This window comes from Nocardiopsis sp. NPDC006198, assembly GCF_040613895.1.
GTDB lineage: Bacteria > Actinomycetota > Actinomycetes > Streptosporangiales > Streptosporangiaceae > Nocardiopsis > Nocardiopsis tropica.
Window position 1 is genome coordinate 18,781 of sequence record NZ_JBEXSY010000051.1, and the last position, 22,308, is coordinate 41,088.

Consider the following 22,308-nt stretch of genomic DNA (forward strand, 5'->3'; position numbering starts at 1 on the left):
GCGTGCGCCGCCACGTGGACTTTCTTCGGGTCCGCAGTGCCATCTGTTGCAGCGTCGGTTAATCTCGCCGCCTTTTGACGCACCCCAGGGGTGCGCGCGGCCCCGGCGCTCTCCCCCTTCTTCGCTTCCCCACACGCGGATCCCACCCGTGACGCCCGACACGACGACGTGCGGCGCCCACGGGCCGGCGGTGCGGGCGCCGGGACTGTGAGCACCCCGCGACCCCATCGGAGACACCCGCGATGCCTCCCTCTTCCGCGCAGCCCGGCAGGACAGCGACCGCGGCCACGCCGCGACGCCGCCGTGGCGAGGGCCAGTGGGCCCTCGGCTACCGCGAGCCGCTGAACAAGAACGAGGAGAACAAGAAGAACGACGACGGGCTCAACGTCCGCGATCGGATCATCAACATCTACTCCAAGCGCGGGTTCGACTCGATCGACCCGGCCGACCTGCGGGGGCGTTTCCGCTGGTTCGGGCTGTACACGCAGCGGGCACCGGGCATCGACGGCGGCAAGACCGCCGTCCTGGAGCCGGAGGAGCTGGACGACAGCTACTTCATGCTGCGCGTGCGGATCGACGGCGGCCAGCTCTCCGCGGCGCAGCTGCGCGCCATCGGCGAGATCTCCCGCGACCACGGCAGGGACACCGCCGACATCACCGACCGCCAGAACGTCCAGTTCCACTGGATCCGGGTCGAGGACGTGCCCGCGATCTGGGAGAAGCTGGAGTCGGTCGGCCTCTCCACCACGGAGGCCTGCGGCGACACCCCCCGTGTGATCATGGGCTGTCCGCTGGCGGGCGTCGCCGAGCACGAGGTCATCGACCCCACACCGCAGATCCGCCAGATCTACGACGAGCACATCGGCAGCCCGCTGTACTCCAACCTGCCCCGCAAGTTCAAGACCTCGCTGTCGGGGTGCAGCTCCCACTGCGTCAACCACGAGATCAACGACATCGCGTTCGTGGGCGTGCGCGACGGGGCGGGCGAGGCCGGCTACGACCTCTTCGTCGGCGGCGGCCTGTCCACCAACCCGATGTTCGCCCAGCGCCTCGGGGCGTTCGTCCGCCCCGACCAGGTCAGCGAGGTGTGGGCGGGCGTCTGCTCGATCTTCCGCGACTACGGCTACCGGCGCCTGCGCACCCGCGCCCGGATCAAGTTCCTCATCAAGGACTGGGGCGCGGAGAAGTTCCGCCAGGTGCTGGAGGAGGAGTACCTGGGGTACGCGCTCCCGGACGGCCCCGCCCCGGAGCTGGACCCCGGTCTGGAGCGCGACCACGTGGGCGTGCACCGCCAGAACGACGGGCGGTTCTACGTCGGTTTCGCTCCCAGGGTGGGGCGGGTCTCCGGCACCTCCCTGCTGCGCATCGCCGAGATCGCCGAGGAGCACGGTTCGGACCGCATCCGCACGACCGCCGACCAGAAGCTGGTGATCCTGGACGTCGAGGAGGAGCGGATCGACTCGATCCGCGCCGCCCTGGGCGCGGAGGACCTCCAGGTCGAGCCGAGCGTGTTCCGGCGCCAGACGATGGCGTGCACCGGCATCGAGTTCTGCAAGCTCGCGATCGTGGAGACCAAGGCCCGCGCCTCGACCCTGATCGACGAGCTCGAGAAGCGGCTGCCGGACTTCGGCGAGCCCCTGACCATCAACCTCAACGGCTGCCCCAACTCGTGCGCCCGCATCCAGGTGGCCGACATCGGCCTCAAGGGCCAGCTGGTGATGAACGCCGACGGCGAGCAGGTGGAGGGCTACCAGATCCACCTGGGCGGCGGCATGGGCATGACCCGGTCCTTCGGCAAGAAGATCCGCGGCCTGAAGACCACCGCCGACGACCTGCCCGACTACGTCGAGCGGGTGCTGCGCCGGTTCCAGGACCAGAAGAAGGACGGTGAGTCCTTCGCGTCCTGGGTCGGCCGGGCGGACGACGCCGACCTGAAGTAGCGACCGAAGCGGCCCGGCCGGGGCGGGCTCCCGCCCCGCGGGCCGCCCCGGCCGTGCCCGAGCAAGACCCGTGGAACACGACGAAGGAAGAGGTGCGCCATGTCCGAGAGGGCCGCGCCCCACTACTGCCCCTACTGCGGTGACGAGGACCTGGTTCCGGAGGAGGGAGCCGCCGTCAAGGGCGAGGGCTACCCCTGGGCCTGCCTGTCCTGCGCCCGCGTGTTCCGCGTCAAGTACGTCGGGTTGCGCTCCGCGTCGTTCTCCGGCGCGGACGCCCCCTCCAGACCGACGGAAGGGAACTCATGAACTCCACCATCACCGCCGCGGGCGGCCCCGAGCTCGCCGTGCGCGCCGCGCGCGAGCTGGAGGAGGCCTCCGCCCAGGAGATCATCGCCTGGGCCGCGGAGACCTTCGGGGACCAGCTCTGCATGACCTCGTCCATGGCGGACGCGCTCATGGTCGACCTGGCCTCGAAGGCCGCGCCCGGCATCGACGTGATCTTCCTGGACACCGGGTACCACTTCCCCGAGACCCTGGGCACCCGCGACGCCGTCTCCTCCGTGTACGACATCAACCTGATCAACGTCGAACCCGTCCGCACGGTGGCCGAGCAGGACCTGGCCCTGGGGCCGCGCCTGCACGGCCGCGACCCCGGCATCTGCTGCCACCTGCGCAAGGTGGAGCCCCTCCAGCGGGCGCTGGCGCCCTACGCCGCCTGGTTGACCGGCCTGCGCCGCGAGGACTCGGTGACCCGCCGCGACACCCCCGTCGTGCAGTGGGACAAGCGGCGCCGGATGACCAAGGTGAACCCGATCGCCCGCTGGACCCAGGAGGAGGTCGACTCCTACATGGCCGAGAACGGGGTGATGGTGAACCCCCTCCAGTACGACGGCTACCCCTCGATCGGCTGCGAGCCGTGCACGCGGCGCGTGGAGCCGGGCGAGGACCCGCGCAGCGGCCGCTGGGCCGGGACGGGCAAGACCGAGTGCGGGATCCACGTATGAGCGCCGGGACGCCGGGGTGGCGCCCGTCGGCGCCCCTGCTGGCGGTGGCGCACGGCAGCCGGGACCCGCGGTCGGCCGAGACGGTCGCCGCGGTCCTGGACCGGGTGCGGTCGCTGCGCCCGGGGCTGGACGTGCGGGCGGCCTACCTGGACCACGTCGCGCCGGGCGCGGACGAGGCCCTCGGAGAGCTGGCCTCGGGGGGCGCCGGCGAGGCCGTGGTCCTGCCCGTGCTGCTGACCGCGGCCTACCACAGCAAGGTGGACCTGCCGAGGGCGCTCGCCGCCGCGCGCGGCCGCAGCCCGTGGCTGCGGGTGCACTACGCCGACACGCTGGGGCCGCACCCCCTGCTGCTGGACGCCGTGGAGCGGCGCCTGGCCGAGGCGGGGGCGGACGCCGGGCCGGGGACGGCGCTGGTGCTGGCCTCGGCGGGGTCCGGCGACCCGGAGGCCAACGCGACCGTGGGGGCCCTGGCGGAACGGCTGGCGGAGCGCGGGCCGTGGCGCGAGGTGGTGGCGGCCTTCGCCTCGGCGGCCCGCCCCTCGCCGGGCGAGGCGGTCGCCGCCCTGCTCGGCCGGGGGGCGCGGCGGGTAGCGGTGGCCACCTACCTGCTGGCCCCGGGCTTCTTCGCCGACCGCATCCGCTCGCAGTCGCTGTCCGCGGGGGCCTCCGTGGTCTCCGAGGCCCTGGGAGACGTGCCGGAGCTGGCCCGGGTGGTCCTGGACCGGTACGACTCCGCGGTCGCGGTCCGGCGCGCGGTGGTCCGCGCCTGAGAGGCGGCGGGCGGGCCCGGTCCGGGCCCGCCCCCGCCGGCCCCGGTCCGGCGTCCGCCGGCCTGTCGCCGCTCCCGGCCGCCCCGGCCCCCTGACCGGTGCAGACGCCCCCGACACGGTCGTCCACAGGCGGGGGGTGTCCCTTGTGCCGGGCGGCGCGGGCGAGAAGAATCAGGACCGGCGGCGCTCCGGCCGGACGCCGCCGGCCGTACGAGCCGTGGAGGTGGCCGTGCCCGGGGACCAGAGCGCGCCGGAGCCGCAGGGGGCTCCGGCGGAGGACGGCATCAGGGACCTGCTGAGGGGGCTGCCGGTGTTCGCGGGCCCGCTGCCGGGGTTCGACCCCGCCGCGGCGCCCGACGACCCGGCGGAGCTGTTCCTGGAGTGGTTCACCGCGGCGCTGCGGGACGGGGTGCCCGAACCGCACGCGATGACGGTGGCCACCGCGGACCAGGCGGGCGCCCCGTCGGCGCGGGTGGTGATCATGAAGGACTTCACACAGCGGGGATGGTGGTTCGCCACCACGACCACCTCCCGCAAGGGGCGGGAGCTGGCCGCCAACCCCGCCGCGGCACTGCTCTTCCACTGGGGGCCGCAGGGGCGCCAGGTGCGGGTGCGGGGCTCGGTGGAGCTCGCCTCCCCGGAGCAGTGCGCGGCCGACTTCCTCGCGCGTCCCCTGGAGTCGCGGGTGGCCGGTCTGCACGGCAGGCAGAGCCGGCCCCTGGCCGATCCCGCCGAGGTGGACAGGGCCGCGGACCGGGGCCGGGAGCTCCTGGAGCGCGAGCCGGGGCTGGCCCCCGGGGACTGGGGCCTGTACGTGGTCTCCCCCGCCGAGGTCGAGTTCTGGCAGGCCGACCCGGATCGGCGCCACACGCGCCTGCACTACTCCCGCACGGGGCCGGACGGGTCCTGGGAACGCGGTCTGCTCTGGCCCTGACGCGTGGGAGGGCTCCCATGCCCCGCGTTCCGCCGCGCCCGGTCTGATCAGGCAGGGGGCGGGGGAAACGTGTGTCCACAGCGTTACCGAATCCTGTTCCGTTCGGCGTCCCGGGCACGGGTAGGATTCCGGAACCCTCCGAACACCGAGCCAGAAGGACGGTAGGTCGATGCCCCCGACACACGAGGTGTTCAACCAGGCCGCACCGCTCGGCGACTACAGCGCCGGGGAGGACCCCGCCCTCCTCGAAGGACTGCGGCGCGAGGGCGCCGAGTGGGCCGAGGCCGACGTGCGCGCGGTCGGCGACGCCGCCGGGTCGGAGCGGGTGCGCGCCTGGGGCGAGTCCGCCAACGCCTATCCCCCGGTGCTGCGCACGCACGACCGCTACGGCCACCGCGTGGACGAGGTCGACTACCAGCCCGCCTACCACGTGCTGATGGACCAGGCGGTCGAGCACGGCATGCACGCCGCCCCGTGGGCGGAGGACCGGGCGGGCGCGCACGTGGCCCGCGCGGCCAAGTTCTTCCTGTGGTCCCAGGCGGAGAGCGGTCACGGCTGCCCCGTCTCGATGACCTACGCGGTGGTGCCCGCGCTGCGCCACGCCCCGGAGCTGGCGCAGCGGTACGAGCCGCTGCTCACGGCCCGTACGTACGACTTCGGGCTGCGGGCCCCGCACACCAAGCACGGGCTGCTCGCGGGCATGTCGATGACGGAGAAGCAGGGCGGCTCGGACGTGCGCGCCAACACCACGCGCGCGGTGCCCTCCTCCGGGGGGCACTACCTGCTCACCGGGCACAAGTGGTTCACGTCCGCGCCGATGAGCGACTTCTTCCTCACCCTCGCGCAGGCCCCGGAGGGGCTCACCTGCTTCCTCGTGCCCCGTGTGCTGGAGGACGGCAGCCGCAACGGGCTGTCCGTCCAGCGGCTCAAGGACAAGCTGGGCAACAGGTCCAACGCCTCGGCCGAGCTGGAGTACGACGGGGCCGTCGCCCACCTGGTCGGCGAACCCGGCCGGGGTGTGCCCACCATCATCGAGATGGTCAACAGCACGCGGCTGGACTGCGTGATCGGCTCGGCCTCGGGCATGCGCGCCGCGGTCGTGCAGGCGCTGCACCACGCCGAGCACCGCCGGGCGTTCGGCGCAGCGCTGGTCGACCAGCCCCTGATGCGCAACGTGCTCGCCGACCTGGCGCTGGAGTCCGAGGCGGCGACGGCCCTGATGACGCGCCTGGCCGGGGCGGTGGACCGCTCGGTGCGCGGCGACGGATCGGAGTCGGCGTTCCGGCGCCTGGGGGTGGCGGTGGGCAAGTTCTGGGTGACCAAGCGCCAGCCCGCCCATGCCGCGGAGGCCCTGGAGTGCCTGGGCGGCAACGGGTACGTGGAGGAGTCGGGGATGCCCCGCCTGTTCCGCGACTCGCCGCTCAACTCGATCTGGGAGGGTTCGGGCAACGTGGCGGCGCTGGACGTCCTGCGCGCGATGGGCCGCAGCCCGGAGTCGGTGGAGGCGTTCTTCGCGGAGCTGGGCACCGCCGCCGGTGTGGACGACCACTACGACGCGGCCGTCAAGCGCCTGGAGCAGTCCCTGGGCGACCAGGAGGAGGTCCAGTACCGCGCCCGGTCCGTGGTGGAGCTGATGGCCCTGACCCTCCAGGCGTCGCTGCTGCTGCGGTACGCGCCGACCCCGGTCGCGGAGGCGTTCACCGCGTCGCGTCTGGGCGGCGAGTGGGGGCACGTGTTCGGCACCCTGCCCCGGGGGACGGACACCGGGCTGATCCTGGACCGGGCCCGGCCGCGCAGCTGAACCGCGTCCGGCCCGCACGGCCCGCGGGCCGGACGCGCACGGCGCACGCCGGGTCGGCCGTCCCGCCGCCCCTCCCCGTGCGGCGGCCGCCGCACGGGGAATTCCGGGGGCCGCCCGCCGAGCCGGTGATAACAATTCCCACAAAGGACACGAAGAGGGACACCCCTCGACGATCATCGCCCGGGGTCGGCATACTTCGCCCGTCGCGGCGGAAGGAAGAAGTCGTCACGAAACACGTCCGCCCGCTTTCGGGCAGGGGCGTGACGGACGACCACCCTTCCGAACGGAACGGATTCGCGCCGTCCCGTCCAGACCCGAAGGCCCCGACACCAAGAGACCGACAGATCCTATGGTGGAAGTCTGGCCAGGTAGTTCCTATCCGCTCGGTGCGACCTACGACGGGTCCGGCACCAATTTCTCCCTGTTCTCCGAAGCCGCCGAACGGGTGGACCTGTGTCTGTTCGAAGACGACGGCGAGGAGACGCGCGTACCGCTGACCGAATACGACGGATTCGTCTGGCACGGGTACCTGCCCGGAATCGGCCCGGGACAACAGTACGGGTACCGGGTGCACGGCCCCTACGCCCCGGAGCACGGTTTGCGGTGCAATCCTGACAAACTGCTCACCGATCCCTATGCGAAAGCCCTGAACGGCAATCTCACCTGGCACGAGTCGCTGTTCAGCTACCGCTTCGCCGACCCCGACCGCAAGAACACCGACGACAGCGCCCCCTACGTGCCCAAGTGCGTGGTGGTGAGCCCGTTCTTCGACTGGGGCAACGAGTCCCGCCCGCGCACCCCGTACCACCGGACGGTGATCTACGAGGCGCACGTGCGCGGCCTGACGATGCGCCACCCGGGCATCCCCGAGCACCAGAGGGGCACCTACTCGGGACTGGCGCACCCGGTGGTGATCGACTACCTCACCTCGCTGGGGGTGACGGCGGTCGAGCTCATGCCCGTCCACCACTTCGTGCCCGAGCACGCCATGGTGGCGCGCGGGCTGACCAACTACTGGGGGTACAACACCCTCTCCTTCCTGGCCCCGCACAGCGGGTACGCCGCCCGCGGCTCACGCGGCCAGCAGGTCCAGGAGTTCAAGGCGATGGTGAAGTCCCTGCACGAGGCGGGCATCGAGGTCCTGCTCGACGTGGTGTACAACCACACCGCGGAGGGCGACCACATGGGCCCCACGCTGTCCCTGCGCGGCATCGACAACCTCAGCTACTACCGGGTGAGCGACGAGGACCAGCGCTACTACCTCGACTACACCGGGTGCGGCAACAGCCTGAACGTCCGCCACCCGCACTCGCTGCAGCTCATCATGGACTCGCTGCGCTACTGGGTCCTGGAGATGCACGTGGACGGGTTCCGGTTCGACCTCGCCTCGGCCCTGGCCCGGGAGTTCCACGACGTCGACCGGCTGAGCACGTTCTTCGACATCGTCCAGCAGGACCCGGTGATCTCGCAGGTGAAGCTGATCGCCGAGCCCTGGGACGTGGGCCCGGGCGGATACCAGGTGGGCAACTTCCCGCCGCTGTGGACCGAGTGGAACGGCAAGTACCGCGACACCGTCCGCGACTACTGGAGGGGCGAGCCCGTGATGGGCGAGCTCGCCTCGCGCCTGGCCGGGTCGAGCGACCTCTACCAGGACGACGGCCGCCGCCCGGTGGCCTCGATCAACTTCATCACCTGCCACGACGGCTTCACGCTCGCCGACCTGGTCTCGTACGACCACAAGCACAACGAGGCCAACGGCGAGGGCAACCGCGACGGCACCGACGACAACCGCTCCTGGAACCACGGGGTGGAGGGCGACACCGAGGACCCCGCGATCATCACGCTGCGCCGCCGCCAGGTGCGCAACTTCCTCACCACCCTGTACATGTCGCAGGGGGTGGTGATGCTCTCCCACGGTGACGAGGTGGGCCGCACCCAGGGCGGCAACAACAACGCCTACTGCCAGGACAACGAGATCGCCTGGATCGACTGGAAGAGCGCCGGGCTGGGGGAGGACGAGGAGCCCGACAACGACCTGCTGGACTACGTGCGCGGGCTGGCGCGCCTGCGGCGCGACCACCCGGTCTTCCGGCGGCGCCGCTTCTTCCGCGGCGGCCCGGTGGAGGAGGCCGCCGCCGGGGAGGGCGGCCTGACCGACATCGCGTGGCTGCGGCCGGACGGCAGGCCGATGTCCGGTGACGACTGGGACTCGGCCGGCCAGGCGCTGGGGGTGTTCCTCAACGGGGACGCCATCACCGAGCCCGATCCGCGCGGGCGGCGCATCCGGGACAGCTCCTTCCTGCTCCTGCTCAACAGCGGCGCGGACGCGGTGGACTTCACCGTCCCGGGAACCGAGTACGGGATGGCGTGGGAGACCGTCCTGGACACGGCCGAGCCGGATGTGTCCGGGAGGCCGTTCGTGGCCGCCTCCGGACCGGTCCGGGTGATCGACCGGGCGCTGCTCCTGCTGCGCCGCGTGTCGCACAGGAACTCCTGACCCGGGCCCGGGGAGGGCCGGGGCCGACCCCGGCCCTCCCCGGGCGACCCGCCCCCACACCCCCTACGCTGAGTGACCATGTCGACCGAACACGCCGGCGGCGCCGGCACCTCCGCTCCCGTCACGTTCCGCGAACTCCTGCCCTCTCCGGGCGCCGCGGACGTCGACCCGGCCCTCGCGTACGCCTATCCGCCCGACCTGGACCGCCCCTGGGTGCGCGCCAACATGGTGGCGAGCGCGGACGGCGGCGCGGTGGGGCCCTCGGGCCGCAGCCGCGACCTGTCCTCCGCTCCCGACCGCAGGCTGATGGGGGTGCTGCGCGGCCTGTGCGACGTGGTGCTGGTCGGAGCGGGCACGGCGCGCACGGAGGGGTACGGCCCGGTCCGGGCCAGGAAGGCGTGGGAGGGGTTGCGCGCCGGACGTGCCCGGACCCCCGCGGTGGCGGTCGTCTCCCGCTCGCTCGACCTCCCGGAGGAGCTGCTGACGGAGGCCCCCGAGGACGCCCGCACACTGGTCCTCACGACCCGGGGCGCACCGGAGGAGCGGCGGCGGCGGGTGGCCCGGTACGCCGACGTCGTGGTGGTGGACGGGGCGTCGGTGACGCCGGCGCACGTGGTCGGGGAGCTGGCCGCGCGCGGGATGCGCCGGATCCTGACGGAGGGGGGACCGCACCTGCTGGGCGAGTTCGTGGCCGCCGGGCTCCTGGACGAGCTCTGCCTGACCCTGAGCCCGCACCTGCTGGGATCGGGGCCGCCCCGCATCGTGGCGGGAGGCCCCGGAGCCCCCGGAGCGCCGGAGGCGTGGTCACAACAGAGCACACCCGTGCGCATCGCGCACCTGCTGGAGGCGGAGGGGAACCTGTTCGCGCGTTACGTCAGGGGCTAGGGCGTCTCGCGGGGACGCGGCTGTAACCGGTCGGTTTCGGCCGCCCCACAACGACGCATGAACCATCCCGCAATCGGACATACCCGATGTGTGCCCTCCACTGGAATCACCGCCACGGGACACACCGCATTGACGGGGCTTACCGGCTTGGCCCCCGGCCGAGAGGATGAACGTAGTGCCGACGTCCGAAAACGGGTCCCCTCCGGTCTACCGGGAGATAGCCGAGGAACTACGCGGACAGATCCGCTCCGGGCGGTACGCCGACGGCGACCGCCTTCCCGGGGAGAACACCCTCATGGAGCGTCACGGAGTCGCCCGGGCGACGGCCCGGCAGGCGCTCTCCGTGCTGATCAACGAGGGCCTGGCCGTGGCCGTACGCGGCTCGGGCATCTACGTCCGCCTGTTCCGGCCGGTGCGAAGACACGGCGCGCGCCGCCTGTCCAAGGAGCTGTGGGGCCAGGGCCGGGCGATCTGGCAGACCGACGGCGAGGAACGGGGCTACGAGGTCGACGGGCTGTGCGTGGACGAGACCGTCGCGGACGGGCACGTGGCCCGCGCCCTGGGGCTGACCGAGGGGGGCGGGGTGCTCCGGCGCTCGCGCCGCTACCTCGTGGAGGGGAGGCCGGTCCAGCGCGCGGTCTCGTACCTGCCCCTGACGGTCCTGGTGGACTCCGCCGCGGCCAGGCGCGTCCGTGAGCACGACAGCGGCCCCGGGGGGATCTACGCGCGGCTGGCCGAGCTCGGGCAGGCGCCGGCCCACTTCACCGAGGAGATCCGGGTGCGCATGCCCACCCCGGAGGAGAGCCAGGAGCTGAGGCTGGCGCCCGGGACACCGGTGCTGGAGGTGGCGCGCACCGCACTCACCTCCGAGCACCGCCCCGTGGAGTTCAACGAGATCACGATGGACGGCTCGGCGTACGTGCTCCAGTACGACTTCGACGCCTGACCGCCGCCCCGCCCGCGCACCGGCCCGTACACGGCGGGAGGGGCGCCGTTCCCGGCGCCCCTCCCCCGAACCCGGTTCAGCGACAGCCCCGCTTGGAAGCGAACACCAGGTACGCCAGCGACAGGAACACGAGTCCCACCGCCGGCGCCCCGGCGGCTGCGAAGAGCAGGGAGTTCGACTCGGTCATCGCCCACCGGGCCATGCCGGCCCCCAGGACAATCGCCACGGCGAGCGCGCACACCGCGAGCACCGTGGCGGAGACCAGGAGCTTGCGGTCGCTCCAGGGCTCGGGCCTGGCCAGCTCGGCCCGCCTCGTCGTGGTGCGGAGGCTCAGCTCCGCGGCCCACGCCAGCTCGCGGCCCGCGGCGGCCGCGCCCCCGGCGAGCGCCCGGGCCCGCCCCCGTACCCCCGAGGTGGTCCGGTCCAGCCACCACAGCCCGTATCGAATCCTGCCCACACGCAGCGGCCGTCTGCTCACTCCGAGTGCCTGTTGCGTTGCAACCGCCATGCCACCCGCCTCACACGCACCGTACGACCACCGACCTCGTCGGTTGCCGTACCCGTCGCCCGGGCCACTGAACGTCGCCAGAGGTGAAGTTAGGCGGATATAGCCATGAAGGATGATTTACCGGCACCAAAGGCTCTATGTACCGGTCCGTCCGACAGAGGGCGCCGTGGCAGCATCAGGACACGATTCGGGGTAGCGTCGTCACATGGCTGACTCATCGGACCAGGCCCCGCACACCGGCGACGGGACCGAACGTCTTCCCCAGAGCGACCAGGAATGGCGCGACCGGCTCAACGCCCAGGAGTACGCCGTCCTCCGGCAGGCCGCCACCGAGCGCCCCTGGAGCGGCGCCTACGTCGACACGAGGACCAGCGGCGTCTACCGCTGCCGGGGCTGCGGGGCGGAGCTCTTCCGCTCCGACGAGAAGTTCGACTCCCACTGCGGCTGGCCCAGCTTCTTCGACCCGGCCGACTCCGACGCCGTCACCCTGCACGAGGACAGGTCCCTGGGCGCGGTGCGGACCGAGGTGCGGTGCGCCACCTGTGACTCCCACCTCGGCCACGTCTTCCACGGCGAGGGCTACGCCACCCCGACCGACGCCCGGTACTGCATCAACTCCGTCGCGCTCACCCTCGAACCGGCCGACTAGCACCTCCCCGCCCCGCCCCGGACGCGTGGTCCGGGGCGGTCGGCGCGCGTATCACCGTGCGCCCGCGACCCGCCCGCGACGGGATCGGGGATAATCGCATCCAGCGCGTCAACGGTCGGCCCCCTCGGCTGCCCGCGAGGCGCGGCGCGAAGGCCCCCGGACCACACCGGGTCCTCCGCGCACCAGCCGGCCCTCAGCCACCGGGCCGACCCCTCACAGCGGCAACCGATGTGCGGGCGACCCGACCGACCCGCGACGAAAGCGCTCGATGACCGACGACTCACCTTCCTCATCAGTCACCCACCGCCCCCCGGCACGCCCCCGGTTCGGCATGGCCCAGGGGTCGGGCCCCTGGCTGCTCCCCGCTCTCGGAGCCGCCGGAGCCGCCGTGCTGGCGGCACGGGGCTCCCGGGCCCGCACGGCGCTCGCCGTCCCGGTGGTCGCCCTCGCGGCTGGGATGACCTGGTTCTTCCGTGACCCCGAACGGGGACCTGCGACCGGGCGGGTGCTGTCCGCGGCCGACGGCGTCGTACAGAGCCTCGACCTCCAGCCCGACGGGCGGATCCGGGTCGCGGTGTTCATGAACCCCCTCAACGTGCACGTCAACCGTGCACCCCTCGCCGGTGTGGTGACCGGTGTCGAGCACCGCCCCGGGGGTTTCCGCCCCGCATTCGACAAGGACAGCGAGCGTAATGAGCGCGTCATCTGGACCCTTGAAACCGAGATCGGTGAGATCACGGTCGTTCAAATCGCCGGCGCGATGGTCAGGCGTATCGTCCCGTATCTCGCTGCGGGGCAGAAGGTCGAACAAGGCGAGAGGATCGGTCTCATCCGGTTCGGGTCCCGGGTCGACGTCTACCTTCCGGCCGGGGTCGCCCCGGCGGTGGAGATCGGCCAGAAGGTCCGCTCCGGAGAAACCCGTCTTGACGCCGACTGAGAGCGCGGAGGGCGTGGCCGCGGCCGAACGGCCCGCGGGCGCCGTCGAGGCGGCCCCCCTGCTGCGCCTCGGCGTGGCCGACTACCTGACCCTGGGCAACGCCCTGTGCGGCTTCCTCGCCGTGTGGGCGCTGGTCGTGGCGCAGACCGCCCACGCCGCCGCCGGGGCGGCCGGCCCGCTGCCGCGCACCGCGATGGCCACGGTCGTGGGCCTGATGATGGTCGCGGCCGCCCTCGACGTGCTCGACGGCCGGGTCGCCCGCAAGCTGGGCGGCAGCGGCATGGGCGCCGAGCTGGACAACCTCGCCGACGTGATCAGCTTCGGGTTCGCCCCGGCGTTCTTCTTCGTCGTGTGGGCCATGCAGGCCGGGGACGCCGGCCTGCTGCCGGTGGCCGCGGGCGGCGCGGTGCTGCTCGCGGTGATCGTGCGGCTGGCCCGGTTCTCCTGCCAGGCCCCGGGCGCGGACTACTTCACCGGGCTGCCCTGCCCGTTCGGCGCGATGGCGGTGGTGACGGTGGTGCTGCTCGACCCGCCCCTGCTCGCGGGGGTCGCGGCGGTGCTGCTCATCTCCTGGCTGATGGTGAGCCGCATGGAGTACCCCAAGCCCCGCGGCCGCAAGGCCTACGCGGTCCTGGGCGTGCTCGGCTTCGGCGTGGCCCTCATGGCCGCCTGGGGCATGGGGCTCCCCGCCGGGCAGTCGCTCATCTACCTGATGAGCGCGCTCGTGCTGGGCTTCATCGTGACGATCCCCTTCTACGTGCTGGCCACGCGGAGGTCCGCCTCCGCCCGGGGCTGAGGCGGGGACACACGGGGAGCGCCCCGGGCGGAGGCGAGGGCCTCCGCCCGGGGCGTTCCGCGTTCCCGGGCCGCCCCGGCTCCCCGACCGTCCCCGACGGCGCGGCGGGCCCGCGCGGACGGCCCCGCGGGGAGCGGGGGCGCGTCGGCGCGGGCGGTGGAGCGGCGGGGCCTGCGGGACGTCGCAGCGGCCATCGGTCCTCGACCGCGCATCGGGCCGGTACCAGGCGTCCGGCGGGTGCGAGAGGGGCGTCGAGGGCCTTCCGGTCCGGTGGCGGACGTCGCCGTCCGCACCGGTGCCGGAGGCCCTCTTCGCCTGTGACTGCAGGGGCGGGTGTCACCGGCCTCCACGGCCGTTACACCTAGGGCAGGGCGTCGACCAGTTCCGCGACGCCCTTGCGGCGGCCGGTGTAGAACGGCAGCTCCTCGCGGGTGTGCAGGCGCGCCTTGGCACCGCGCAGGTGGCGCATCAGGTCCACGATGCGGTACAGCTCGTCGGCCTCGAAGGCGAGCAGCCACTCGTAGTCGTTGAGGCCGAACGAGGACACCGTGTTGGCGCGCACGTCCGGGTAGGGGGCGGCCATGCGACCGTGCTCGGCGAGCATCGCGCGGCGCTCGTCGTCCGGCAGCAGGTACCACTCGTAGGAGCGCACGAACGGGTAGACGCAGATGTTGTCGCGCGGCTCCTCCCCGGCGAGGAAGGCCGGGACGTGGCCCCGGTTGAACTCGGCCGGGCGGTGGAGGCCCATGACCGACCACACGGGGCTCGAGGCGCGCCCGACCTCCGTGCGGCGGAACGCCGTGTAGACCTCCTGGAGCTGTTCGGGGGTGTCCGCCACCCACCAGAACATGATGTCGGCGTCGGCCCGGAAGCCCTGCACGTCGTAGGCGCCCCGGGTGGTCACGCCGCTCTCGGCCGCCTTGTCCAGGAGCGTGCGCAGCTCGTCGGCGGCCGCGCCCCGGTCGACGCCGTCGAGGCGGTCGACCTTGAAGACCGACCACATGGTGTAGCGGATGAGCTTGTTGAGGTCGGCGCCGTCCTGGCCGACGGCTTCGTTCTGCTGGCCCGTCACGGGTTGACTCCTTGCTGGTTCGTTCCGGCGGCGTCTCCGCCGCCGCTGCGTCCGTGGGTCGAGAGTGCGCCGACCAGGCGTTCGGCCTGCCGGTCGGCGTCGGCGATGCAGGCGGGGATGCCGACGCCTCCGTAGACCGCGCCGCACACCCCCAGCCCCGGGATGCGGTGCACGTCGGCGCGGAGGCGCTCGACGAGGTCGGCGTGGCCGACGGAGTACTGGGGCAGCCCGCCGTTCCACCGGGTGACCCGGCTGTCCACGGGGCGGCCGGCCATGCCGGTGACCCGTGCGAGGTCCGCGCGCGCCGCCGCCTCCAGTTCCCCGTCGGAGCGCTCCAGCACGGCGTCGTCGCCGAACCGGCCGATCGAGCAGCGCACGGCCACCAGGTCCTCGCCGGGGTTGGCCTCGGCCAGCGCCTCGGCGAGCCAGGGCCACTTGTTGCTGGAGAACGTGGCGGCCTTGACGGTGAGCCCCTCCCCCGCCGGGACCAGGAACCCGGTCCCGGTCAGGGGCCGCGGGAAGGCGGCGGCGGGCAGGACGAGCGTCACGAGCGCCATGCTGGCGTACCGCACCCCGCCCAGGTCGCGTGCGGCCCCGGGCGCGTGCCCGGTGAGCAGGCGGGAGGCCTCCGGGGCGGGGCACGCCAGGAGGACGGCGTCGCAGGCGACCGGCTCGCCGCCGTCCAGGTGCACCCTCCAGCCCTCGGGGAGGCGTTCGAGGGAGGCGGCGCGGGTCCCGGTCCTCAGGTCCGCGGCGTGGCGCTCGGCGAGCGCGGCGACGAGCTCCGCGACGCCTCCGCGCAGGGAGGCGAACACCGGTCCCGGCCTGGTGGGCGCGGCGCCCCGACCCCGGAGGCTGGTGTGCACCGCCCTCATCAGGGAGCGGTCGCCGCGCGCCATCGGCGCGATCTGGGGCAGGGTCGAGTCCAGGGAGAGGAGGTCGGCGCGGCCCGCGTACACACCGCCCAGGAGGGGTTCGACGAGGCGGTCGACGACCTCGGGGCCCATGCGGGCGCCGACGTAGGCGGCGACGGACACGTCGCCGCGGACGGGCGTGCGCGGCCGGACCAGGTCGAGCCCGGCACGCACGGTGCCCGGCCACGACAGCACGCCGCTGCGGGCGAGGGCGCGCAGGTCCCCCGGCACCCCCATGAGCTGGCCCCGGGGCAGGGGGCGCACGCGGCCCCGGCTGTAGACGGCGGCGGCGCCCGGCCCGGGGTGCACCACCCGGTCCTCCAGCCCGAGCTCCGAGAACAGGTCGACGGCCTCGGGGCGGCGGGCGAGGACCGCCTCGGCGCCCGCGTCCATGGGCACCCCCGCCACCGGGGACGCGCGCAGCTTCCCCCCGGGGCGGTCGGCGGACTCGACCACCGTGACGGCGGCGCCGAGACCACGGAGGCGGTGCGCGGCGGTGAGTCCGGAGACCCCTCCGCCGACCACGACGACGTGCGGTGCTTCAGGCATGTCTCCAGCTTCCCAGATGTCGGGGGTCACAGTGATCCGCCATACCTCCTGGCACCCGGTGACCTCGGTCCCCCTCCGGCGCCGGGGAGCGGGCGACGGGGGCCGGGACGGTGCGGCGGCGGGGGCGCCCCCTTCCGGCGGCGGGGTGCGGAGCGCTCCGGCGCCCCTCCTCCCACGGGTTCCGGCCGTCCCGGCGGCCCTGTTGCGGGGTCGTTACCGAAGGCCCGCAACCGGGCGCGGAGCCGGGCGCGTCGAACGTTCATGGCTACTTCAGCGGTCCCCCCGGCGCGGCGTGTCGCCGGGGCAGCGTTCTCCGTGGGCCTCGCGGCCCTGCTCCTCACGGCCTGCGGGGCCAGTGGGCTCAGCAGCTCCGGCAGCTCCGACAGCTTCGCGGGCGGGGGCTCCGAGGAGGGTCCCGCCGCGGCCGGGGAGCGCGCCGTGGGCGCCGACGACGGGGGCGGGGGCGTCGAGCAGGAGGACGCCCCCTCCTCCTCGGTCGGAGCCGACGTCGAGGTCGGCGAGCGCGACCTCGTCCACACCGCGGACCTGACCGTCCGGGTGGACGACGTGTCGGAGGCCTCCGAGCTCGCCAAGGAGCTCACGATCGGGGCGGGCGGCTACATCGCCTCGGAGAGCCTCTCCACGCCCGCCGGCGGCACCCCCGAGGGCAACCTGACCCTGCGCGTGCCCAACGACGGCTACGAGGGGGCCCTGGAGGCCCTGGGCGAGCTGGGCGACCGCTCCAACCTGGAGCGGTCCGTGGAGGACGTCACCGAGGAGGTGGCGGACGTCGAGAGCCGCATCGCGTCCTCCGAGGCCTCGCTGGAGACGCTGCGCGGCTACCTGGAGGAGGCCCGTGACGTCGACGACCTGCTGCGGGTGGAGAGCGAGATCCAGACGCGGCAGTCGGAGCTGGAGGCCTTCCAGGCGCGTCTGGAGACACTGACGAACCAGACCGCGTACTCGACGGTGCACCTGCGGCTGACCCCGCCGGAGACCTACCTTGAGGAGCCGTCGGAGGAGGGCATCGGCTTCCTCGGCGGCCTGGAGCGCGGTTGGCGCGCGCTGGTGGCCCTCGGAGGGGGTGTCGCCGTGGTCGCGGGCTGGCTGCTGCCGTTCCTGGTCGCGGCCGCGGTGCTCGGCGCCGGCCCGCTGTGGTGGTACCGCTCGCGCCGGCGCGGCGCGGCCCCCGGGCGCAAGGCCTCGGGCAGGCCCCGCGGGACCGAGGCCGCGCGGAGCGGCGCCGCCGCACCGCGCAAGCCCGGCGGCGGTGCGCCGGAGCGGGCGGCCGGCGGCGGGAGCGCCGCGGCGGCGTCCCCTGCGCCGTCCGGGACCGCCGACGGCGAGGACCCCGGGGAGGGGACCGGCGCGAAGGACGGCAGCGGCGGCTGACCGCGCGCGGCGGCGCCCGGCCCCGAGGGGCGGGCGCCGCCGATGTGTGCCGCGGTCCCCGGCTGCCGGGGGCTCCCGCCGTGTCCGGTCCGGGAGCGCACGCGTCGTCTAGACGGCGGTCTCCTCGTGCACGAACGCCGTGAGGCGCTGGAGCACGTCCGGGTCGGTGCTCGGCAGCACCCCGTGGCCCAGGTTGAAGATGTGCCCGTCCGCGGCGCGGCCGCGGGAGAGGATGTCGCGGGTCCGCTCGGCGACGACCTCCCAGGGCGCGAACAGCGTCGCGGGGTCCAGGTTGCCCTGGAGCGCGGTGCCCGGCTGGACGCGCTGGGCGGCCTTGTCCAGGGGGACCCGCCAGTCCACGCCCACGACGTCGGCCCCCGCCTCGCTGAGCAGGCCGAGGAGCTCGCCGGTGCCCACGCCGAAGTGGATGCGCGGCACCTCGTACTCGCTGAGCTGGCCGAAGATCCACGACGTGTACGGGAGCACGGAGGCGCGGTAGTCCTCGGCGCTGAGCGCCCCGACCCAGGAGTCGAAGAGCTGGACCGCGCTGGCCCCCGCCTCGATCTGGGTGCGCAGGAAGCCCAGCGTGATGGTGGCCAGGCGGCGCATCAGCTCGTCCCACAGCTCGGGCTCGCCGTACATGAGCGCCTTGGTGTGCTCGTGGTTCTTGGACGGGCCGCCCTCGATGAGGTACGAGGCCAGGGTGAACGGGGCGCCCGCGAATCCGATGAGCGGCTTGTCGCCCAGCTCGTCGACCAGCAGGCCGACCGCCTCGGTCACGTAGGTCAGGTCGTCGGGCTCGATCTCGCGGAGCCGCTTGACCCCGGTCGCCTCCCGGATCGGGTCGGCGACCACGGGGCCGACCCCGGGCTTGATGTCGAGGTCGATGCCGATGGCCTTGAGCGGCACGACGATGTCGCTGAAGAAGATCGCGGCGTCGACGTCGTACCGGCGCACCGGTTGCATCGTGATCTCGGTGATCATGTCGGGGCGCGCGCACGCCTCAAGCATCGGGACGTCGGCGCGCACCCGTCGGTACTCGGGCAGGGAGCGCCCGGCCTGGCGCATGAACCACACCGGCGTGTGGGTCACGGGAAGGCGCCGGCAGGCGCGGAGGAAAGGAGATTCTTGCAGGGTCACCCCTCGATCGTGCCATGCCCTCCCCGGTACTCCCACTCGGATCGCCCGAGCGGGGTGGCGGCGGCGGGGCCCCGGGACGGCCGAAGGTCCCGAACCGGCGCGGTAGAAGGCGACCCGGTCCCAAGATCATCACAAAACACCGACACGCCGCTCCAACTCCGACCCGCGACCGGTGACTCGTGCCACGGTCGGGTGCGTGCCCCTCCCCCCGCCCGCGGCGGGACGGCGGAGCACGTTCAGACGACACCCGCCGGTGCGTGATCACCAGAGAACGAAGGCTGACGTTTCCACCATGCCCGATGTCGGTAGCGCCGAGGACGCGCATGAGACGTTCCGGCGAGCGGTCGAGGCCCTGCACTCACCCCTCCACCGCCCCGAGATCACCGTCCGGGAGATACCCGCCCCCCAGCGGTTGGCCCCCCACTCCGCCGCCGTGTCCGCCGAGGTGACGGTGGACGGCGAGGAGGTCGCCTGGGGCCGTCTCATCGTGCTGTACGACCCCGAGAACACCCGCGACTGGCCCGGCCCCTTCCGAGTGGTCTGCCAGGTCAACTCCGAACTGGAGTCGGACATCGCGACCGATCCGCTGCTCGGACCGGTCGCGTGGAGCTGGCTCACCGACGCCCTGGAGGCGAGTGCGGCCACGCACCACACCCTGAGCGGCACCGTCACCCGCGCGACCACCGAGGGTTTCGGTACGAAGTCGGACCAGGGCTCCACCACCGAGGTCGAGATGCGCGCCTCGTGGACCCCGGAGTCCGACGACCTGTCCGTGCACGCCGACGCGTGGGCGGCGCTGCTCGCCTCCGCGGCGGGACTGCCCCCGCTGGACGTCGCCGACATACGCCGCCAGCGTTCGCGACCCTGACCCGGGGCGGTCGGGCCGCCGGGGCGGCGGTGCGCGCCCGGCGGCCCGTTCCCGTGCCCGCGGGGCCCCGGCTCCCGGGTGGCGGGGGCCGGGCGCGCGGAGGGGTGCGCGGCTGCGCGGAAGCCACCCGATTTCCACGTCCGGTGGCGACAGCGCATACCGTAGTGGTGTGGCGAACGCGTTGAACTCCAAGACAGACCCCCGCGAACCAGGCGACGACGACGCTGAGAGGGCGCCCCTGCTGCGGGAACCCCGTGAGGGCCTGCCCGAGGTCACCGCCGACGCCGAGACCCTGGCCGGTGTCATCGCGGCGCTCTCCGCCGGCACGGGCCCCGTGGCGGTGGACGCCGAGCGCGCCTCCGGCTACCGGTACGGACAGCGGGCCTACCTCGTCCAGCTGCGCCGCAACGGCGCGGGGTCCGCGCTGATCGACCCCATCGCGTGCCCGGACCTGAGCGGGCTCGACGCGGCGGTGGGCGAGGCCGAGGTGGTGCTGCACGCCGCCCACCAGGACCTGCCGTGCCTGTCCGAGGTCAACCTCCGCCCGAAGCGGCTGTTCGACACCGAGCTGGCCGGGCGGCTCCTGGGCCATCCCAGGGTGGGCCTGGGCTTCATGGTGGAGCGGATGCTCGACATCCGGCTCGCCAAGGAGCACTCCGCGGTGGACTGGTCGCAGCGCCCCCTCCCCGAGGACTGGCTGCGGTACGCGGCCCTGGACGTGGAGATCCTCATCGAGCTCCGCGACTCCCTGGAGGCCGAGCTGGAGGAGACCGGCAAGCTCGGCTGGGCCCGCGAGGAGTTCGCCGCGGTCCTGGCGGCTCCGCCCAAGGAGCCGCGGACCGACCCCTGGCGCCGCACCTCGGGCATCCACCGGGTGCGCAACCAGCGCGCCCTGGCCGCCGTGCGCGAGCTCTGGTACGAACGCGACCGCATCGCCCAGGAGCGGGACATCTCGCCCGGGCGGGTGCTCCCGGACGCGGCGATCGTGGAGGCGGCGACGACGATGCCCCGCTCCACGACCGACCTGGCCAAGATCCGGCAGTTCGGGATCAAGCTCGCCCGCCGCTACCTGACGACGTGGATCAAGGCGGTCAACCGCGCGCGCGACATGGCGCAGGCCGACCTGCCCCGGCCCAACGCGCCGGGCGACGGCCCGCCGCCGGTGAACCGCTGGGCGGACCGGGCCCCCGAGGCCGCGCGGAGGCTGGAGGCCGCGCGGACCACGGTCACGGGCATCGCCGAGGAGATCGTGATGCCGACGGAGAACCTCCTGCTGCCGGACACGGTCCGCCGGCTCGCCTGGGCGCCCCCGGAGACCGTGGACCCCGACGCCGTGGGGGTTTTCCTGCGCGAGCGCGGGGCACGTGAGTGGCAGGTGGGCCTGACCGCGGAACCCCTGGCCACGGCCTTGCGGGACGCGGAGAAAAGCTAGCGTTTACCCGCTTCTCACCCAATCAATCCAAACGTGACGGAAGTCACCGACCCATAAGGGTGTTTGACGCCTGTTCCGTAGCCCCGTGTCCGATTAAGTTATAGAAACGTGCCTTGGAATATCAGGGCTTCTTGACCTCTTACGGGTGTGACGGCCGTCGGCTGCGAGGCCGCGGTTGCGCGATCAGGGAAATGTGGTGAGTCTGCTGTCGTTCTGGCGTGCGTTGCTGCGCGAGACCGGGTTGACGGGTGCGACCAGGACACGGTCCGCCGATTCCGCCAGCGCCGTACCCGCTCGCGAGGAACGGTCCGTGACCCGTCCGGCCGAGACCCCTGTGCCGAGTCCGGCCCCCGTCGGCGGCGGGGGGTTCGAGACGCTCTCCCTGGCAGAGGAGCGCTCCGAGAGCACCCCGGACGGCGCCCCCGCGCCCACGTCGGGCATGCGGGCCGCCTCCCTGGAGCGCGCCCTGCGCTCCCTCGTGGAGCGGCTGGGCACCGAGCACCCCGACACCATCACCGCCCGCAACAACCTGGCGACCAAGTACGCGCAGATGGGGCGCCGCCAGGCGGCGGTGCAGCAGTTCGAGCTGGCGCTGTCCGAGGCGGTCGCGGTCTTCGGCGACGAGCACCCGCGCACCGAGATCATCCGGGAGAACCTGGCCTGGGCCTACGAGGACGCCGGGCGCCCGGCGGACGCCTCCGGGCAGTGGGAGCTGCTGCTGCGCGAGCGCGAGCGCCAGTTCGGCGCCTCCGACGAGGACACCGTGGAGGCGCGCATGCGCCTGGCCGTCTGCTACCGGCGCAGCGGCCGCCTGGACGCGGCGGTCGCGCACTACCAGCAGGCGATCGAGGACGTGGCCTCGACCGAGCGGCGCGAGGAGCTGCGGCTGGGGCTGAGCGCGGCGCACAACATGTCCGGGCGCTACGACGAGGCGATCAACCAGCTCCGCATGGTCCTGGCCGCGCGGCGCCGCCGCCTGGGCAAGGGCCACCTGGACACCCTGGCGGTGCACCACCGGCTGGGCCGCGCCTACACGCAGGCGGGCCGCACCGACGAGGCGGTGGAGAGCCTGCGCGAGGCCTACCGGGTGGCGCTGAACTCCTCCGGCGACCCGGAGGTGCGGCGCCTGACCCTGCGGCTGCGCCGCGACCTGGCCGGCGCCTACAACGCGGCCGGGCGCCACCGCGAGGCCAACGCGCTGCTCTGACGGCGCAGGCGGGGCGGAAGGCGAAGGGGTCCGATCGGGGCCGGGGTGGACCACCCCGGCCCCGACG

20 protein-coding genes are annotated in these 22,308 nt (G+C 73.6%); 16 read left to right on the forward strand and 4 right to left on the reverse strand.

Annotation, left to right across the window (positions count from 1 at the left end):
- The first annotated feature begins 242 nt into the window (after nt 1–242).
- The 9 genes from ABZ234_RS26025 to ABZ234_RS26065 all read left to right on the forward strand — a co-directional run bounded on the left by ABZ234_RS26025 (nt 243) and on the right by ABZ234_RS26065 (nt 10,777).
- Nucleotides 243–1,940, forward strand: a complete 1,698-nt coding sequence (locus ABZ234_RS26025; RefSeq protein WP_344181675.1) for a nitrite/sulfite reductase — start codon at nt 243–245, stop codon at nt 1,938–1,940.
- Between the two features lie 99 nt (nt 1,941–2,039).
- On the forward strand, nt 2,040–2,246 hold the full coding sequence (locus tag ABZ234_RS26030) for a hypothetical protein (RefSeq protein ID WP_267949197.1): 207 nt from the start codon (nt 2,040–2,042) through the stop codon (nt 2,244–2,246).
- Nucleotides 2,243–2,944: a phosphoadenylyl-sulfate reductase gene (locus tag ABZ234_RS26035; RefSeq protein WP_267949196.1), complete on the forward strand. Its 702-nt coding sequence runs from the start codon at nt 2,243–2,245 to the stop codon at nt 2,942–2,944. Before ABZ234_RS26030 ends, ABZ234_RS26035 begins: the two co-directional genes overlap by 4 nt.
- Nucleotides 2,941–3,714, forward strand: a complete 774-nt coding sequence (locus tag ABZ234_RS26040) for a sirohydrochlorin chelatase (RefSeq protein ID WP_267949195.1) — start codon at nt 2,941–2,943, stop codon at nt 3,712–3,714. The genes ABZ234_RS26035 and ABZ234_RS26040 overlap by 4 nt, the downstream gene beginning before the upstream one ends.
- 229 nt (nt 3,715–3,943) lie before the next feature.
- On the forward strand, nt 3,944–4,648 hold the full coding sequence (locus ABZ234_RS26045) for a pyridoxal 5'-phosphate synthase (RefSeq protein ID WP_355013775.1): 705 nt from the start codon (nt 3,944–3,946) through the stop codon (nt 4,646–4,648).
- A gap of 169 nt (nt 4,649–4,817) precedes the next feature.
- A complete protein-coding gene (locus ABZ234_RS26050; protein ID WP_355013776.1) occupies nt 4,818–6,449 on the forward strand; it encodes an acyl-CoA dehydrogenase family protein in 1,632 nt (543 codons plus the stop codon).
- Between the two features lie 349 nt (nt 6,450–6,798).
- Nucleotides 6,799–8,946 (forward strand): glycogen debranching protein GlgX, encoded by a 2,148-nt coding sequence (gene glgX, locus ABZ234_RS26055; protein WP_355013777.1) that lies wholly within the window; start codon nt 6,799–6,801, stop codon nt 8,944–8,946.
- Nucleotides 8,947–9,024: 78 nt separating this feature from the next.
- Nucleotides 9,025–9,831, forward strand: a complete 807-nt coding sequence (locus ABZ234_RS26060; protein WP_355013778.1) for a pyrimidine reductase family protein — start codon at nt 9,025–9,027, stop codon at nt 9,829–9,831.
- A gap of 166 nt (nt 9,832–9,997) precedes the next feature.
- On the forward strand, nt 9,998–10,777 hold the full coding sequence (locus tag ABZ234_RS26065; RefSeq protein ID WP_267949190.1) for a GntR family transcriptional regulator: 780 nt from the start codon (nt 9,998–10,000) through the stop codon (nt 10,775–10,777).
- A 76-nt stretch (nt 10,778–10,853) separates the two neighbouring features.
- Here ABZ234_RS26065 and ABZ234_RS26070 read toward each other — a convergent pair whose 3' ends face one another.
- Nucleotides 10,854–11,234 carry a hypothetical protein gene (locus tag ABZ234_RS26070; RefSeq protein WP_355013784.1) on the reverse strand — a complete coding sequence of 127 codons (381 nt, stop codon included), beginning with the start codon at nt 11,232–11,234 and terminating at the stop codon, nt 10,854–10,856.
- A 256-nt stretch (nt 11,235–11,490) separates the two neighbouring features.
- Here ABZ234_RS26070 and msrB point away from each other — a divergent pair, with 256 nt between their 5' ends.
- The 3 genes from msrB to ABZ234_RS26085 all read left to right on the forward strand — a co-directional run bounded on the left by msrB (nt 11,491) and on the right by ABZ234_RS26085 (nt 13,667).
- Nucleotides 11,491–11,934 (forward strand): peptide-methionine (R)-S-oxide reductase MsrB, encoded by a 444-nt coding sequence (gene msrB, locus ABZ234_RS26075; protein WP_344181691.1) that lies wholly within the window; start codon nt 11,491–11,493, stop codon nt 11,932–11,934.
- A gap of 268 nt (nt 11,935–12,202) precedes the next feature.
- Entirely contained in the window at nt 12,203–12,871 is a 669-nt protein-coding gene (locus ABZ234_RS26080; RefSeq protein WP_267949187.1) for a phosphatidylserine decarboxylase, read from the forward strand.
- Entirely contained in the window at nt 12,858–13,667 is an 810-nt protein-coding gene (locus ABZ234_RS26085; RefSeq protein ID WP_267949186.1) for a CDP-alcohol phosphatidyltransferase family protein, read from the forward strand. The genes ABZ234_RS26080 and ABZ234_RS26085 overlap by 14 nt, the downstream gene beginning before the upstream one ends.
- Before the next feature lie 361 nt (nt 13,668–14,028).
- Here the strand turns inward: ABZ234_RS26085 and hemQ are convergent, their stop codons facing one another.
- Nucleotides 14,029–14,739 carry a hydrogen peroxide-dependent heme synthase gene (gene hemQ, locus ABZ234_RS26090; protein ID WP_344181695.1) on the reverse strand — a complete coding sequence of 237 codons (711 nt, stop codon included), beginning with the start codon at nt 14,737–14,739 and terminating at the stop codon, nt 14,029–14,031.
- On the reverse strand, nt 14,736–16,232 hold the full coding sequence (hemG, locus tag ABZ234_RS26095; RefSeq protein WP_355013779.1) for a protoporphyrinogen oxidase: 1,497 nt from the start codon (nt 16,230–16,232) through the stop codon (nt 14,736–14,738). Before hemG ends, hemQ begins: the two co-directional genes overlap by 4 nt.
- Nucleotides 16,233–16,463: 231 nt before the next feature.
- On the opposite strand from hemG, the gene ABZ234_RS26100 reads away from it, so the two are divergent.
- Complete coding sequence (locus ABZ234_RS26100; RefSeq protein WP_355013780.1) at nt 16,464–17,594, forward strand: DUF4349 domain-containing protein; 1,131 nt, start codon at nt 16,464–16,466, stop codon at nt 17,592–17,594.
- Nucleotides 17,595–17,702: 108 nt separating this feature from the next.
- Here ABZ234_RS26100 and hemE read toward each other — a convergent pair whose 3' ends face one another.
- Entirely contained in the window at nt 17,703–18,728 is a 1,026-nt protein-coding gene (gene hemE / locus ABZ234_RS26105) for a uroporphyrinogen decarboxylase (RefSeq protein ID WP_267950333.1), read from the reverse strand.
- A gap of 298 nt (nt 18,729–19,026) precedes the next feature.
- Between hemE and ABZ234_RS26110 the strand changes: the two genes are divergently transcribed.
- The 3 genes from ABZ234_RS26110 to ABZ234_RS26120 all read left to right on the forward strand — a co-directional run bounded on the left by ABZ234_RS26110 (nt 19,027) and on the right by ABZ234_RS26120 (nt 22,241).
- Nucleotides 19,027–19,602, forward strand: coding sequence for a DUF3000 domain-containing protein (locus ABZ234_RS26110; RefSeq protein ID WP_267949182.1), 576 nt, complete (start codon nt 19,027–19,029; stop codon nt 19,600–19,602).
- Nucleotides 19,603–19,783: 181 nt separating this feature from the next.
- Nucleotides 19,784–21,034, forward strand: coding sequence for a ribonuclease D (locus ABZ234_RS26115; RefSeq protein WP_267950332.1), 1,251 nt, complete (start codon nt 19,784–19,786; stop codon nt 21,032–21,034).
- Between the two features lie 205 nt (nt 21,035–21,239).
- Nucleotides 21,240–22,241 carry a tetratricopeptide repeat protein gene (locus tag ABZ234_RS26120; protein ID WP_267950331.1) on the forward strand — a complete coding sequence of 334 codons (1,002 nt, stop codon included), beginning with the start codon at nt 21,240–21,242 and terminating at the stop codon, nt 22,239–22,241.
- Nucleotides 22,242–22,308: the final 67 nt, after the last annotated feature.